Annotated in this window: 2 protein-coding genes; both read left to right on the top strand. The window is 46.9% G+C overall.

What is annotated here, in order from left to right; genetic code table 11:
* The first annotated feature begins 211 nt into the window (after nucleotides 1–211).
* The gene (locus DW152_RS13195; protein ID WP_021860018.1) at nucleotides 212–1,207 is read left to right on the top strand and encodes a dihydroxyacetone kinase subunit DhaK; all 996 of its coding nucleotides are present in this window, start codon (nucleotides 212–214) and stop codon (nucleotides 1,205–1,207) included.
* Between the two features lie 13 nt (nucleotides 1,208–1,220).
* Nucleotides 1,221–1,555 (top strand): dihydroxyacetone kinase family protein (locus tag DW152_RS13190; protein WP_118288813.1); only part of this gene is annotated, 335 nt, incomplete at its 3' end.

The following is a 1,555-nucleotide window of genomic DNA, read 5'->3' as shown; positions in this document are numbered from 1 at the left end:
TCTGTATCCACGTGAATTTACTCACAAGTGGATAACAGACCTTGGGATCTGCCTACCCGACATGAGCTTAAAAGCGGGATGATAATCCCGCGATATGCGAATGAAGGGTAGGATTGTGAGAGTGCGCAGCACGGAACAATCCGTGGGTATCACGTAATAGTATAGAGCATTATTATAGAAATGACATAGGAGATTCAGGAGGAAAATAGATATGCAGCGGATTATGAACAACCCGGACAATATCGTAGATGAGATGCTTAAAGGTTTTCTGAAAGCACATTCCGATATTGTAGAGAGCACAGAGAACGGAAGAGTTGTAAAAGCAAAAGACATTCCGGAAGGAAAAGTCGGAGTCGTAACCGGAGGAGGATCCGGACACAAACCGGCATTTGTCGGATATGTTGGAAAAAATATGTGTGACGCAGCAGCGGTCGGAGAGATCTGCTCTTCACCGACAGCAGCCGCATTCCTGGATGCATGCAAAGTAGCAGACCAGGGAAAAGGTGTTGCATGCTTATACGGAAACTATTCCGGAGATAACATGAATGTAAAGATGGCAGTGAAGATGGCAAAGAAAGCCGGAATTACAGTCAAAACGGTTGTAGCAAACGATGACGTAGCTTCCGCACCGAAGGATCAGAGAGAGAAGAGACGAGGTGTGGCAGGCGAAGTGCTGATGTGGAAAGTCGGCGGAGCAAAAGCTGCAAAAGGCGGCGATCTGGACGAAGTTATCGCAGCTGCACAGAAAGCCATTGACAATACAAGATCCGTAGGAATCGGTCTGACACCGTGTACCCTTCCGGCAGTCGGACATCCGAACTTCGAGATCAAAGAAGGAACGATGGAAGTCGGAATCGGACATCACGGAGAGCCGGGAATCGAAGTATGCCCGTTAGAGTCAGCCAATGAGATGGCAAAACGTATGGTAGACGTTGTCGTACCGGATTATCCGTTCGTAGAAGGGGACGAAGTTGTCGTACTCGTATCCGGACTCGGAGCAACACCGGTGATGGAACTGTATGTGCTGTATGATGAGATCGACAGACTCCTTACAGAAAAAGGAATCAAGACACATAAGGCATATGTAGGCAACTATTTCACATCCCTGGAGATGATGGGAGCAACCTTAACGGTCATGAAACTGGATGATGAATTAAAAGAGCTCATAGATATGCCGGCATACTCTATGGGACTGAAACAGGATTAGGAGGCTTTGTAAAATGGGAGCATTTAAAAACGCAGCAGGAAAACCGGTGCTGATGCGCATGGTAAAAGGGATCCAGGATAACAAAGCATATCTTGGGGAAGTAGACGGACTGATCGGAGACGGCGATCACGGAATGAACATGAACAAAGGATTCTCTGTATTTGAAGAGAGATTCAAAGATGAAGATATCAGTTTCTCCGAAGGACTGGACGAACTGGGAATGATCCTGTTAAATGAGATCGGAGGATCTATGGGACCGATCTATGGAACGATTTTCATGGACATGGCAGAAGCAGGAGAAGATCTGGATGAGATCACAGCGGCAGATCTTGGAACAATGCTGGAAGC

The organism is Dorea sp. AM13-35 (genome assembly GCF_003473885.1).
Taxonomy (GTDB): Bacteria; Bacillota; Clostridia; order Lachnospirales; family Lachnospiraceae; genus Dorea_D; species Dorea_D hominis.
This window is presented reverse-complemented; position numbering and strand designations above follow the sequence as displayed.

Excerpts from the sequence above, each read along its gene's own strand:
- DW152_RS13195 (WP_021860018.1), top strand. The coding sequence starts at position 212 with ATGCAGCGGATTATGAACAACCCGGACAATATCGTAGATGAGATGCTT.